The 12,842-nt window shown below is 72.8% G+C and carries 11 protein-coding genes and 2 tRNA genes; 5 read left to right on the top strand and 8 right to left on the bottom strand.

What is annotated here, in order from left to right; genetic code table 11:
* Positions 1-2: 2 nt before the first annotated feature.
* A complete protein-coding gene (locus tag ABZK10_RS06795) occupies positions 3-797 on the bottom strand; it encodes an SDR family NAD(P)-dependent oxidoreductase (RefSeq protein ID WP_353808422.1) in 795 nt (264 codons plus the stop codon).
* Between the two features lie 65 nt (positions 798-862).
* Here ABZK10_RS06795 and ABZK10_RS06790 point away from each other — a divergent pair, with 65 nt between their 5' ends.
* Both ABZK10_RS06790 and ABZK10_RS06785 read left to right on the top strand, forming a co-directional pair.
* Positions 863-1,588 (top strand): SDR family oxidoreductase, encoded by a 726-nt coding sequence (locus tag ABZK10_RS06790; RefSeq protein WP_353808421.1) that lies wholly within the window; start codon positions 863-865, stop codon positions 1,586-1,588.
* 10 nt (positions 1,589-1,598) lie between these two features.
* The gene (locus ABZK10_RS06785) at positions 1,599-2,255 is read left to right on the top strand and encodes a FadR/GntR family transcriptional regulator (RefSeq protein WP_353808420.1); all 657 of its coding nucleotides are present in this window, start codon (positions 1,599-1,601) and stop codon (positions 2,253-2,255) included.
* Between the two features lie 112 nt (positions 2,256-2,367).
* Here ABZK10_RS06785 and ABZK10_RS06780 read toward each other — a convergent pair whose 3' ends face one another.
* The 6 genes from ABZK10_RS06780 to serS form a co-directional block, all read right to left on the bottom strand.
* The gene (locus ABZK10_RS06780) at positions 2,368-3,465 is read right to left on the bottom strand and encodes a PQQ-dependent sugar dehydrogenase (protein ID WP_353808419.1); all 1,098 of its coding nucleotides are present in this window, start codon (positions 3,463-3,465) and stop codon (positions 2,368-2,370) included.
* Positions 3,466-3,523: 58 nt separating this feature from the next.
* Positions 3,524-3,612 (bottom strand) — tRNA-Ser (locus ABZK10_RS06775).
* A gap of 100 nt (positions 3,613-3,712) precedes the next feature.
* Positions 3,713-5,038, bottom strand: a complete 1,326-nt coding sequence (locus ABZK10_RS06770) for an LCP family glycopolymer transferase (protein ID WP_353808418.1) — start codon at positions 5,036-5,038, stop codon at positions 3,713-3,715.
* 41 nt (positions 5,039-5,079) lie between these two features.
* Positions 5,080-5,167 (bottom strand) — tRNA-Ser (locus ABZK10_RS06765).
* Positions 5,168-5,369: 202 nt separating this feature from the next.
* Complete coding sequence (locus tag ABZK10_RS06760) at positions 5,370-6,257, bottom strand: HAD hydrolase family protein (RefSeq protein ID WP_353808417.1); 888 nt, start codon at positions 6,255-6,257, stop codon at positions 5,370-5,372.
* A gap of 8 nt (positions 6,258-6,265) precedes the next feature.
* Positions 6,266-7,534 carry a serine--tRNA ligase gene (gene serS, locus ABZK10_RS06755; RefSeq protein WP_353808416.1) on the bottom strand — a complete coding sequence of 423 codons (1,269 nt, stop codon included), beginning with the start codon at positions 7,532-7,534 and terminating at the stop codon, positions 6,266-6,268.
* A gap of 90 nt (positions 7,535-7,624) precedes the next feature.
* Between serS and ABZK10_RS06750 the strand changes: the two genes are divergently transcribed.
* Entirely contained in the window at positions 7,625-8,647 is a 1,023-nt protein-coding gene (locus tag ABZK10_RS06750) for a diacylglycerol/lipid kinase family protein (RefSeq protein WP_353808415.1), read from the top strand.
* A 27-nt stretch (positions 8,648-8,674) separates the two neighbouring features.
* On the opposite strand, the gene pheA is transcribed toward ABZK10_RS06750, so the two are convergent.
* Positions 8,675-9,628, bottom strand: coding sequence for a prephenate dehydratase (gene pheA, locus ABZK10_RS06745; RefSeq protein ID WP_353808414.1), 954 nt, complete (start codon positions 9,626-9,628; stop codon positions 8,675-8,677).
* A gap of 139 nt (positions 9,629-9,767) precedes the next feature.
* Between pheA and ABZK10_RS06740 the strand changes: the two genes are divergently transcribed.
* On the top strand, positions 9,768-11,063 hold the full coding sequence (locus ABZK10_RS06740; RefSeq protein WP_353808413.1) for a DUF445 domain-containing protein: 1,296 nt from the start codon (positions 9,768-9,770) through the stop codon (positions 11,061-11,063).
* A 91-nt stretch (positions 11,064-11,154) separates the two neighbouring features.
* Positions 11,155-12,780, top strand: coding sequence for a phosphoglucomutase (alpha-D-glucose-1,6-bisphosphate-dependent) (pgm, locus tag ABZK10_RS06735; protein WP_353808412.1), 1,626 nt, complete (start codon positions 11,155-11,157; stop codon positions 12,778-12,780).
* Positions 12,781-12,842: the final 62 nt, after the last annotated feature.

The raw sequence follows: 12,842 nt of genomic DNA, 5'->3' as shown, positions 1-12,842 counted from the left end.
GGTCAGTCCTTCCGTGGTGCGTGCGCGTCGTGCGAGCCCCCCGCTGCCGCATCGTACGCGCGACCGGGCGACTGGGTCGCGAACTTGCCGCCGCTCGTGTCGACCAGCGTGCCCGTGATGTAGCCGGCCTCGTCGCTCGCGAGGAAGACGAGCAGGCGCGCGATGTCCTCCGGCTCGCCCCAGCGGCGGATCGAGAGCTGGTCGAGCGTGCGCTCGCGAGCGTCGCCGTCGAGGGCGGCGAACCCGTTCATCGCGGTCGGGATCATGCCGGGGGCGTACGCGTTCACCGTCACGTTCCACGGCCCGAGCTCGCTGGCGAGCACCCGGGTGAACTGCACGACGGCTGCCTTCGAGGCCGCGTACGCGGCGCTGCCGACGCTCGGGATGATCGCCGCGAAGGACGCGGCGTTCAGGATGCGACCACTGCCCTGCGCCCGCATGACCGGCGCCACCTCGCGGGACATGCGGAACGTGCCGCCGACGTTCACGTCCATGCAGCGCTGCCAGGCGTCGTCGTCGAGCTCCTCCACACGGCCCTCGACGTTGATGCCGGCGTTGTTCACGAGCACGTCGATGCGACCGTGGCGGCGCACGACCTCCGCGACGGCGGAGCGGACCTGGGCGGTGTCGGTGATGTCGGCGGCGATGGAGTCGAACGCGGGCTCGCCGGGCACCTTCGCGAGGTCGACGACGACGACCCGTGCCCCCTCGCCCGCGAACGTCTCGGCGATCACGCGGCCGATGCCGCGACCTCCCCCGGTGACCAGGACGACGCGGTCGGTCAGGTCCAGGTGCATGCGGTTCCTCCTCGAACGGCGGGCTGCGGGCTGCGGCCACGTCATAAAAAGCATACTATTGAGCCATGGACTCGGCGAAGGTGCTCTGGATCACGGGCGGCGGCAGCGGCATGGGCCGCGCGACGGCGGAGCGCGCGGCGGCGGCCGGGTGGTCGGTGGCGATCAGCGGGCGGCGCATCGACGAGCTCGAGACGGCCGCAGCGGCGCTCTCGGCCACGGGGGCGGCGGCGGTCGCGCTGCCGCTCGACGTGACCGACGCCGCGGGCGTCGGCGCCGCACGCGACGCCGTGCTCGAACGCTTCGGTCGCATCGACGGGCTCGTCCTGTCGGCCGGACGCAACGTGCCGCAGCGCGCCTGGGGCGACCAGTCGATCGCCGAGTTCGAGTCCGTCGTCGCGACGAACCTCACCGGCGTCGCATCCGTCGTCGACGCCGCCCTGCCGTCGCTGCGCAGCAGCAGGGGCCGGATCGTCGCGATCTCGTCCGTCGCCGGCTGGCAGCACGCGCCGCTCGCCGGCGTCGCGTACAGCGCGAGCAAGACCGCCGTCGGATCGCTCTGCCGCACGCTCAACTCGGAGGAGGCCGAGCACGGCGTGCAGGCGTGCCACCTCTGCCCGGGCGACGTCGCGACCGACTTCCTCGACCAGCGCCCGATCGTGCCCGACGCCGACGCGCGCACCCGCATGCTCACGCCCGGCGACATCGCCCGCGCCGTCATGTTCGTGCTCGACTCCCCCGCGCACGTGCGCATCGACGAGCTCGTGATCAGCCCGAACGCGGCGGCCGCATGAGCAGGACACGGTGACCGCCTTCGACCGGGTGCTCGACGACACCGGCCGACGCATCGTCGACGGGCGACTGGCGGCCGGGTCGGTGCTGACCGTAGAGACCCTCGTGGCCGAGCACGACGTGTCGCGCAGCATCGTGCGCGAGGCCGTGCGGGTGCTGGTCTCGCTCGATCTGCTCGAGGCCCGGCAGCGGGTCGGGCTGCGGGTGCTGCCGTCTCCGCGTTGGAACGTGCTGGATGCGCGGGTCATCCGCTGGCGGCTCGCGTCCGGCGCCGCAGGGCGAGCGGCGCAGCGGTCGGAACTGGTCGCCGTGCGGCTCTCGGTCGAGCCCTCGGCGGCGGAAGCTGCAGCTCGGCGCGCGGCCGGCCCCGAGGCATCCGCGCTCCTGCACCTGGCGGACCGCCTCGCCGTGGCGGAGCACCCGGCCGAGTTCCTCGACGTCGACCTCGCCTTCCACCGCGCGCTGCTGCGCCTGTCGGGCAACCGCATGTTCCAGCGGCTCGGCGCGGTCGTCGACGAGGCGCTCGAGGACCGTGCCGGTCACGTGGCGCACCCCGACCCCCACGACGTCGCCCTGCACGCGGCCGCCGCACGTGCGGTCGCCGCCGGGCGCCCCGGCGACGCGGCCGCCGCGGTGCGCGAGATCGTGACGCGCACCGTGGAGCCGTGACCGCCGCTCGGCGCCTCAGCCCGACGCGCGCGCGAGCAGCCGGTCGGGCAGGCAGCGCGGGCACGGACGGCTGAGCACGGCGGATCCGGCGGCCGGGCCGGTGCCGATCGGGTCAGGGCCCGACGTCGATGCGCAGGATGCGGTCGTCGCCCTCGCGCGGGGAACCGCGACCGTCGGTGTTGTTGGTCAGCACCCACAGCGACCCGTCGGGCGCCGCCACGGCGTCGCGGAGGCGACCGTACTCCCCGGCCAGGAGGTCTGTGCGGGCCGAGGGGGTGGGGACGGGAACGGCCCGCAGCACCTGCCCGCGCAGGTTGGCGACGTACAGCATGTCGCCCACGCGAGCGATGCCGCTCGGGCTCGCGTCGTCGGGGTTCCACTGCTGCACGGGGTCGATGAACCCGTCGCCGCCGCCCGCGCCCTCGACCTCGGGCCAGCCGTAGTTCCCGCCCGGCACGATCACGTTCAGCTCGTCCCACGTGTCCTGCCCGAACTCCGACGCGAACATCGTGCCGTCCTCGGCCCACGCGAGGCCCTGCACGTTGCGGTGCCCGAGGCTGTAGACGAGCGAGCCGTCGAACGGGTTGTCGTCGGGCACCGCGCCGTCCGGGGTCATCCGCAGGATCTTGCCCGCCAGCGAGCCGAGGTCCTGGGCGGCGGGGCGATCACCCGCGTCGCCGGTGGTCGCGTAGAGCATGCCGTCGGGGCCGAATGCGATGCGTCCGCCGTCATGGAATCCCGCAGCGGGGATGCCGTCGAGGATCGTCTCGGGTGCGCCCAAGGACAGCGCGCCCGGAGCACCTGCGAGCAGGTACCGCTGGATGCGGTTGCCCGACGGCCCGGTCGAGTACGCGTAGAGGCGACCGGCCCTGTCGACCGCGAGCCCGAGCAGGCCCGCCTCGCCGGACGAGCGGATGCCGGCGACGACGCCGACCTCGCGCGCGGCCCCCTCGGCATCGAGTTCGAGGATGCGGCCCGAGTCGCGCTCGCTGACGAGCGGTGTCCCGTCGGCGAGGAACGCGACCGACCAGGGCGCGGCCAGGCCCGTGACGACGTCCGTCGGCCGACCGACGGCCGGACCTGGCACGGGCGTGGAGCCGCCGTCGGGTGCGGTCGCCGGTTCGGCGGAGCATCCGCTCACCAGCCCCACGGCGAGCAGGATCACGGCGGCGGACCGGCCACCCACGTCTCCGCTACGCCGCTTCCGCATGCGTCCATCCTCCCCCGCACATGCGCGAAGCCCCTCCGAGGAGGGGCTTCGAGTTGCGCGGAGACGGCGGGATTTGAACCCGCGGTCCCCATACGGGGACTCCACCTTAGCAGGGTGGTGCACTCGACCGGACTATGCGACGTCTCCTCGTGCGCCGCTCGCGCGACGCACGCCTGACATCATAACCGCACATGCCCCCGGGCGACGATTCGAGGCCACCGGCACCCCGGACGAGGGCGGGCGGATGCTACTGGTCGGCGAGCGTGCGGCCCGCGGAGCAGCGCGTGTCGGCCGCCGTCTGGCCGTAGACGTCGCTCGGCAGCGCCTCGGCGGTCGGCTCGGGCGACGCGGTCGCGGTGTCGCCACCGGCATCCGCCGTCTCCTCGGGCGCCGACGTCTCGGCCGGCTCCTCGGTGGCCTCGGCGCTCGGCGAAGGCGACGCGGTCTCCTCGGCGTCGTCCTTCGCCGACGCGAAGCTCGCCTCGTTCTGGTTCTCGTCGAACGAGACCGGCCGGTCCTCCTGCAGCGCGAGGTTCACGATGTCGGCCGACGAGGTCGGCACGACTGCACCGCCGTCGGCCGTGTAGCCCGTCGGGTACTGGATGAACGCGAGCTGCGCCAAGTCGATGTCCTTCATCGCCTTCGCGATGGAGACCATGCGCACGGGGTCGGTGAGGCTGTCGGAGAGCTGCATGTTGGCGAGCGCCGCCTTGGCGATCTTGAACAGCTTGACCGGGTCGTTGAAGGTGCCGTCGCTCTGGAGGGTGCGCGCGAGCGCGGAGAGGAAGACCTGCTGGTTCGAGATGCGGCCGAGGTCGCTGCCGTCGCCGACGCCGTGACGGGTGCGGAGGAACTGGAGCGCCTCGATGCCCTCCAGCGTGTGCAGGCCGGGCTCGAGGAAGATGCCCGTGTAGTTGTCCTCGATCGCCTCGGCGACGCAGACCTCCACGCCGCCGACGGCCTCGGAGAGCCCGGCGACGCCGAGGAACTGCACGACGCCCGCGAACGGGATGGTCACGCCGGTGAGGTTCTCGACCGTGCTCACGACGCAGGCCATGCCGCCGTAGGCGAGCGCGGTGTTGATCTTGACGTTGTACTGGTCCCAGAGGTCCTCACCGGTCTCGGGGTTCGTGCACCCGACGAGGTCGACGAGCATGTCGCGGGGGAAGCTGATGACCGAGGCGTGCGTGTGGTCCTCGGCGATGTGGAGAAGCATCGTGACGTCGTTCAGCACGGCGGTCTCGAGGGTCGGGTCGCCGAACCCGTTGCCCTGGCCCTGGCGACTGTCGCTGCCGACGAGCAGGAAGTTCACGCCGCCGTCGATCGCGCCCACGTCGGGCACGCCCTCGAGCACCTCCTCGTTGCCGAGGGTCACCGACGGCTGCACGGTGTCGGCGAGGTCCCAGGCGGCGTAGGCCGCGACGGAGACGCCCGAGACCATGAGCACGGCGGCCGCGGACGCGGTGAACTTCAGCACCGTGCGCCACGCGGTCGACTTCTTCAGGCGGCCGTGGCGGGCGACGGTGGGGTGCTTCGCAGCTCGGCGCGAGCTGGGGTGGGTCTCCTCGTTCACCCGACTCCTTCCTGGTCTCCTGTCTCGGTTCGCGTTGCTCGTGGCGGAGGGCGTGGGATTCGAACCCACGAGGCATTGCTGCCCACTGGTTTTCAAGACCAGCTCCATCGGCCGCTCGGACAGCCCTCCCGGCCGGGCACGCTGACGCGGCCGCACTCGGCGGCATCGTCGCTCCCGAACGGCCCGATTCTACTCGAACGCAGGTTGCGAGCCTGTCAGCACGCTCTGGGAGAGCGCTGAACGGGTGCTGTGGGGGAAGGGCGGTCGGATGCCTCGAACGGCATGTGCACCGGGAGCGCCGCCGTCGCGCCGGGGGAACCTCGCCGAGCGCTCAGGGCAGCGCGTCGAGCGCGGCGACGACCCCGTCGTGGTCGATGTCGTCGGTGACCTCGGTGGCCGCCGCCTTGACCTCGTCGGGGGCCTGGCCCATGGCCACGGCACGGCCCGCGGCGCCCGCCCACTCGAACATCTCGATGTCGTTGCGCCCGTCGCCCACGGCGAGCAACCGGTCGCTCGGCACGCCGATCCACTGCCGCACGCGCTCGAGGGCGGTCGCCTTGTTCACGCCCTCGGGCGCGATGTCGAGCCAGGCCGTCCAGCCGATGGCGTAGCTCACCTGGTGCAGTCCCATCTGCTCGACGATCGCGAGGAACTCGTCGAGGTCGTGCCCCGGTGAGATCACGACGACGCGCGTCGCGGGCGTGTGCAGCAGGTCGTCGAAGTCGACCTCGCGTGCGTTGTCGAGGTTCCAGTCGTCCATGCCCGCGGTGTAGAGGCGGAAGCCGGTCGGGTCCTCGACCATGAAGCTGCCCTGCGGGAGGTACTCGCGGATGCGCCGCAGCACGTCGGCCGGGTCGAACGTCTCGATGTGCTCGCGTCGCCAGCCGCCGTCGCGCTCCCCCTCGGGGCCATCGTCACGGCGCATGATGAGCGCGCCGTTCGCGCAGACCACGTACTCGGGCGCGATGCCGAGGCGCTCGAGGATGGGTCGCGTGGTCTCCCACGAGCGCCCGGTCGCGAGGGTGACGACGTGGCCGTCGTCGCGGGCCCGCAGCACGGCCTCGGTCACCTTCAGGTCGAGCGTCTCGTCCTCGTGCAGGATCGTGCCGTCGACGTCGAGCGCGACGAACCAGGGCGACGGATGCGCCGGGGCGACGACACCCGCCACCGGGGCGCCGGCGGTCGCGTCGGCGTGCTGCACGTGGTCGTCCTGCTGCATCCGCTCGCCTACCGCCCCACCGGGGTCAGCACCTCGAGGCCGCCGACGTACGGCCGGAGCGCCTCGGGCACGACGACGGAGCCGTCGGCCTGCTGGTGGGTCTCGAGGATGGCGACGATCCAGCGGGTGGTCGCAAGCGTGCCGTTCAGCGTGGCGACCGGCGCCGTCTTCCCGCTCTCCGTGCGGTGGCGGATGTCGAGCCGCCGGGCCTGGTACGTGGTGCAGTTCGAGGTCGACGTGAGCTCGCGGTAGGCGCCCTGCGTGGGCACCCACGCCTCGACGTCGAACTTGCGCGCGGCGCTCGAGCCGAGGTCGCCCGCGGCGACGTCGATGACGCGGTAGCTGAGGCCGAGGTCCTGCAGCATGCCCTCCTGCCAGGCGAGCAGGCGCTCGTGTTCGGCCTCGGCGTCGGCCGGGTCGACGTAGGAGAACATCTCGAGCTTGTCGAACTGGTGCACGCGGATGATGCCCCGGGTGTCCTTGCCGTGCGAGCCCGCCTCGCGGCGGTAGCAGGTCGACCAGCCCGCGTAGCGGAGCGGGCCGCCTGCGAGGTCGATGATCTCGTCGGAGTGGTACCCGGCGAGCGCGACCTCGCTCGTGCCCGTGAGGTAGAGGTCGTCGGCGGGGAGGTGGTAGACCTCCTCGGCGTGGGCGCCGAGGAACCCGGTGCCCTGCATGATCTCGGGGCGCACGAGCGTGGGGGTGATCAGCGGCGTGAAGCCCGCGTCGATCGCGCGGGCGAGGCCCATGTTCATGATGCCGAGCTCGAGGCGGGCGCCGACGCCCTTGAGGAAGTGGAAGCGCGCGCCCGAGACCTTCGCGCCGCGGGCCATGTCGATCGCGTCGAGCAGCTCACCGAGCTCGAGGTGGTCGCGCGGCTCGAAGTCGAAGGTGGGGCGCTCCCCCACCTCGCGCAGCAGCACGAAGTCGTCCTCGCCGCCGGCGGGCACGCCGTCGATCACGACGTTGCCGATCGCGCCGATCGCGGCGGCGAACCGCTCCTCGGCGGCGCCGGACTCGGCGTTCGCGGCCTTCACGCGGGCCGCCAGCTCCTGCGCCTGGGCGACCAGGGCGGGCTTGTCCTCCTTGGGCGCCTTCGCCACCGTCTTGCCGAACGCGTTCTGCTCGGCGCGGAGCGACTCGAACGCGCTGATCGCGGCACGGCGAGCCGCATCCGCCTCGAGGGCGGCGTCGACGAGGTCGCCGGACTCGCCGCGCGCCTCCTGCGAGCGCTTGACGACGTCGGGACTCTCGCGGAGCAGCACGGGGTCGATCACGCGAGCCAGTCTAACGGCGGCCCGCGACGCGCCCCGTCGCGCGGGGCACGGCGGGCGCATGTCCGGTGCGGCATGCCGTAGCGTTGAGGCATGGGTGGTGGGTCGGACGCGGCGTCGAACGGTGCGCGACGCGCGGCGGTGATCTACAACCCCACGAAGAAGGGCGTCGACGGGCTGCGCCGCGACGTGGCAGCCGCCATCGAGGAGGCCGGCTGGGCCGAGCCGGTCTGGATCGAGACCGAGGCCGACGACCCCGGCAAGGGCATGGCCGAGGACGCCGTCGCGAAGGGCGTCGACCTCGTGATCGCCGCAGGCGGCGACGGCACGGTCCGCGCGGTCGCCGAGGGCCTGCGCGGCACGGGCGTCGAGATGGCCGCCGTGCCGCTCGGCACGGGCAACCTGCTCGCCCGCACGCTCGGCATCCCCGTGAACGACGCGAAGGCGGCCGTGCGCACCGCGCTGCACGGCGTGCCGAAGGCGATCGACGTCATCATGCTCGAGGTGACCCGCCCCGACGGCGAGGTCGAGTCGTTCGCGTCGCTCGTCATGGCCGGCATCGGCATCGACGCCGAGATGATCGCCAAGACCAACGACGACCTGAAGAAGCGCGTCGGGTGGCTCGCGTACGTCGAGGGCGGGCTCCGCGCGATTCCGCAGTCCTCGCCGTTCCGCGTGTACTACCGGCTCGACCGCGCCCGCATCCACCGCGCGCGCGTCAGCTCGGTACTGGTCGCGAACCTCGGCGACCTGCCCGGCAACGTCGAGCTGATCCCGGATGCCTCGGTCGACGACGGACGGCTCGACGTCGCCGTGCTCCAGCCGAAGGGGTTCCTCGGCTGGCTGCAGGTCTGGCGACGGGTCACCTGGGAGAACCGGGTGCTGCGCCGCACGGCCGTCGGCCGCCAGGTGATCCGCATGCGCGACGCGTCGGGCGAGGACGGCGGGCGCTCCGACATCGCCTACCTGCGCGGCCGCGCCTTCAGCCTCGAGCTCGATGACGAGGCGCGGGAGCTCGAGGTCGACGGCGACGAGTTCGGCAAGGTGCTGAAGATCTCGGCGACCACGGATGCCGCTGCGGTGATCATCCGCGTCGACCCGTCGCAGCTCGACTAGCGCGCGTCGCCGACGATCCGTCGGCGCCTACGCCTCGGGCTCGCCGCTCAGGAGGCCCCGCAACCAGTCGCGTGCCTCCACGTACACCGCGTCCTCGTACTTCGAGTGGTACTCGTTGGGCTGCTTGTCGGCGCGCGGGTACGAGCCGAGGAAGATCACGTTCGGGCTGAAGCGGCGCAGGCCCAGCAGTGCGTCGGCCACGCGCTCGTCCTCGATGTGCCCGTCGAGGTCGACCACGAAGCGGTACCGGCCCAGCGCGTCGCCGATGGGCCGCGACTCGAGCAGGCTCATGTTGACGCCACGCGTGGAGAACTGCTCGAGCATGGCCAGCAGCGAGCCGGGCTCGTCGTCGGGCAGCTCGACGATGAGGCTCGTCTTGTCGGCGCCGGTGCGCGGCGGGATGGCGCGCGAGCGGCTGACGAGCACGAACCGGGTCACCGCGTTCGGGTTGTCGCCGATGCCCGTCGCGAGCACCTCCACCGGGTGGTGCGCGTCGATGCCGGGCGGCGCGACCGCCGCGTCGGCCACGTCGTTGTCGAAGAGGGATGCCGCCGCCTGCACGTTGCTCGAACTCGGCACGTGCGCGTGGCCCGGCAGCTCGCGCTCGAGCCAGCCGTGGCACTGTGCGTACGCGACGGGGTGGGCGTTCACGGTGCGCACGTCGGCGAGCGCCGTGCCCGGGCGCGCGACGAGCACGAAGTTCACCGGCACGAGGTACTCGCCGACGATGCGCAGGCCCGGCACGGTGGCCAGCGCGTCCTGCGTCGCCGAGACGCCGCCCTCGATCGAGTTCTCGATCGCGATCATCGCCGCGACCGCGCGGCCCTCGGTGACGTCGGCGAGCGCCTCGCCCACGTTGTTGACCGAGCGCCAGGGCTTGCCCGCGGCATCCGACACCTGCTTCAGCGCCGCCTCGGTGAAGGTGCCGGCCGGCCCGAGGTACGAGTAGGCGTCGGGGGCGTCGGCAGCGGCATCCGTCATGCAGGTCAGCCTAGCCAGCGGCGGTGCCCGAGCCGGTGCGGTCGCTGGCGCGTTCGCGGGTGGCGAAGCACCGAGCCCGGGCTAGCGTGACGGGTGACGGCCGGGCCCGCGCGAGCGGCCCGGCGGGAGGGAGGCGCCGATGGTCGCCGTCGACGGTGCACGGGCGGATGCCGCGAGGAGGCCGCCCACCGATGCCGAGCGGCGGGCCGCGCTCCGGCGCATGCAGCGGCTCGCCACGAGCCTGCTGGTGCTCGCGGCCGTGGTGTTCGCGTTCGCGTTCGCGCTGCAGGACGAGGTGCCGTGGCTGGGCTACGTGCGCGCCGCGGCCGAGGGGGCGATGGTGGGCGCGGTGGCCGACTGGTTCGCGGTGACGGCGCTGTTCCGGCATCCGCTCGGGCTGCGGATTCCGCACACGGCGATCATCCCGCGACGGAAGGACGAGATCGGCCGCACCCTCGGCGACTTCGTCGAGCTCGAGTTCCTCTCCGACGAGGTCGTGCTCGGGAAGGTGCGCTCGATCGACCTCGCCCGCCGGCTCGGCGAGTGGCTGCGGGAGCCCGCGAACGCGGGCCGCGTCGCCGACGAGGCGGCCGTCGTCGCCCGCGGCGTGCTGACGCTGCTCGCCGACGACGACGTCGAGGACGTCATCGAGCAGCTCGCCCGGCGGCACCTGTTCGGGCCCGAGTGGGCGCCCGCCATCGGCCGCGTCGGCGCACGCCTGGTCGCGGCCGACCAGCAGCGGCACGCGGTCGACGCCCTGATCGAGCACGCGACCGCGTGGCTCGAGGCCCACCCCGACGCCTTCGGCTCGACCGTCTCCGACCGCCTGCCGCGCTGGCTGCCCGGGTTCGTCGACCGCCTGGTGGACGACCGCGCGCAGCGCGAGGCGCTCGGCCTGCTGCGGGCGATCCGCGACGACCGCGACCACCCGTTCCGCGGGGCCGTCGACCGGGCCCTCGCGGAGCTGGCCGACCGGTTCCAGCACGATCCGGCCATGATCGGCCGCGTCGAGGAGCTGAAGCGCGACCTGCTCGAGAGTCCGCGGGTGCGCGAGTTCGCTGCGGAGGCGTGGGCGTCGGTGCGCGAGTCGCTCGACGCCGCGCTGGCCGACCCCACGAGCGAGCTCCGCGAGGGCCTCCGCTCCGCCGTGCGCGAGGTCGGCGCGCGCCTCGCCGACGACGCGACGCTGCAGGCGAAGGTCGACGGCTGGGCCACGGATGCCGCCGCGTACGTCGTGCGCACGTACCGGCACGAGATGGCCGCGGTCATCACCGAGACCGTCGAGCGCTGGGACCCGCGCGAGACGAGCGAGAAGCTCGAACTGCAGGTGGGGCGCGACCTCCAGTTCATCCGCATCAACGGCACCGTCGTCGGGGCGCTGGCGGGGCTGGCGATCTTCACGGTCGCGACGCTCCTCCACGGCCTGCTCGGGTGAGCCTCCGGGCTGCGCGACGGCCGAGGGTACGGGCGGGACGGATGGGTCGCAAGGGCGTGACGCCCGCCCGCCCCGGTGGAAGGATGAGCACATGCACGAGCGAGCGGGAACCCCGGCCCTGGCATCCGACCTCATCGACGTCGATGCCCTCATCCACGCGTACCACGAGCTGCAGCCCGATGTCTCGGTGCCCGAGCAGCGGGTCGCGTTCGGCACCTCCGGGCATCGTGGGTCGAGCCTGAAGACGGCGTTCAACGAGCACCACATCCTCGCGATCACGCAGGCGATCGTCGAGTACCGCGCCGCGCAGGGCACCACCGGTCCGTTGTTCATCGGCGCCGACACGCACGCGCTCAGCGCCCCCGCCCAGACCAGCGCCCTCGAGGTGCTCGTCGCGAACGACGTGCGCGTGCTCGTCGACGAGTTCGGCGACTACGTGCCGACGCCGGCCCTGTCGCACGCGATCCTGAAGTGGAACAACGACCCCGAGCGCCGCGCCGAGGGCGAGGCCGACGGCATCGTCATCACCCCGAGCCACAACCCGCCGGCCGACGGCGGCTTCAAGTACAACCCGCCGCACGGCGGCCCGGCCGACTCGGATGCCACGACGTGGATCGCCGACCGCGCCAACGCGATCATCGCCGATGGACTGCGGGACGTGAACATGCGCGAGGCGAGCGCGGTGGAGACCTACGACTTCCGCGGCAACTACGTCGACGACCTCGCGTCGATCATCGACGTCGACGCCATCCGCGAGTCCGGCATCCGCATCGGGGCGGACCCGCTCGGCGGGGCATCCGTGCACTACTGGGAGGCCATCGCGGAGCGGTACGGGCTCGACCTCACCGTCGTGAACCCCGTGGTCGACGCCACCTGGTCGTTCATGACGCTCGACTGGGACGGCAAGATCCGCATGGACCCGTCCAGCCCGTCGGCCATGGCGTCGGTGCTCGCGCACGCGTCGGAGTACGACATCGTCACCGGCAACGACGCCGACGCCGACCGGCACGGCATCGTCACCCCCGACGCGGGGCTCATGAACCCCAACCACTACCTCGCGGTCGCGATCGAGTACCTCTACGCACACCGCCCCGACTGGCGCGACGACGCCGCCATCGGCAAGACGCTCGTGTCGAGCTCCATGATCGACCGCGTGGCATCCGCCCTCGGCCGTCGCCTGTGGGAGGTGCCGGTCGGGTTCAAGTGGTTCGTGCCGGGCCTCATCGACGGGTCGGTCGCGTTCGGCGGCGAGGAGAGCGCCGGCGCCTCGTTCCTGCGGAAGGACGGCACGGTCTGGACGACCGACAAGGACGGCATCCTGCTCTGCCTGCTCGCGTCGGAGATCCGCGCGGTGACCGGGAAGAGCCCGTCCGAGCTGTACGCCGAGCTCGTCGCGCGCTACGGCGACCCCGCGTACCAGCGCGTCGATGCGCCGGCCAGCCCCGCGCAGAAGGCCGCCCTCGGCAAGCTCGACGGCGACTCCATCACGGCGACCGAGCTCGCCGGGCAGCCGATCACCGCGAAGCTCTCGAAGGCGCCGGGCAACGACGCCGCGATCGGTGGCGTGAAGGTCACCAGCGCGGACGCCTGGTTCGCGGCGCGCCCCAGCGGCACCGAGGACGTCTACAAGATCTACGCCGAGTCGTTCCGCGGCCCCGAGCACCTCGCCCAGGTGCAGGCGGAGGCGAAGCGCATCGTCGACGCGGCGCTCGGCTGACACCGACGCGCTGCACATCCCCGTAACACGGGGGTGCGATGATGACGCATTGCTTCGGAAGG

The sequence above is a fragment of the Agromyces sp. SYSU T00194 genome, assembly GCF_040496035.1.
GTDB classification, from domain to species: Bacteria; Actinomycetota; Actinomycetes; order Actinomycetales; family Microbacteriaceae; genus Agromyces; species Agromyces chitinivorans.
The sequence above is the reverse complement of the archived record's forward strand: the minus strand, read 5'-3'. Positions and strand labels throughout refer to the sequence as shown.